Source organism: Catenovulum sp. 2E275 (genome assembly GCF_025515275.1).
GTDB lineage: Bacteria > Pseudomonadota > Gammaproteobacteria > Enterobacterales > Alteromonadaceae > Catenovulum.
On record NZ_JAOPFU010000141.1, the window covers coordinates 1 to 375 of the forward strand.

1 protein-coding gene is annotated in these 375 nt (G+C 41.6%); it reads right to left on the reverse strand.

Going from position 1 to position 375, the window contains the following annotated elements; genetic code table 11:
• Positions 1 to 375: sugar phosphate nucleotidyltransferase (locus tag N7931_RS19435; RefSeq protein ID WP_262795993.1), on the reverse strand; the 375-nt coding region annotated here is incomplete at both ends.

Sequence of the window (375 nt, forward strand, 5' to 3'; positions counted from 1 at the left end):
GCAGGCGGCTAGAATTTCTGGGTTATATTTTTCTAGCTCTTGTAAATACTGGCTGGCTTTAAACATAAACATGCCACTGTTCCAGTAGTATTCTCCGCTGTTTAAGTATTCTGTTGCGGTGGCTAAATCTGGCTTTTCAACAAAGCTATCTACTTTATAAGCGCTTTGGTGAGTTTGGCCTCTTTTTATATAACCATAGCCGGTTTCTGCGTGGCTCGGTACTATGCCAAAGGTCACCATTGCATTTTGTTTGGCTAGGGTTTCTGCTTGCTCTATTGCAGCTAAAAATGCAGTTTGGTTAGTAATAACATGGTCTGCCGCTAAAATTAATAATATTGGGTCTTCCCCGTTGGCTACAGCTTGTAATGCCGCTAA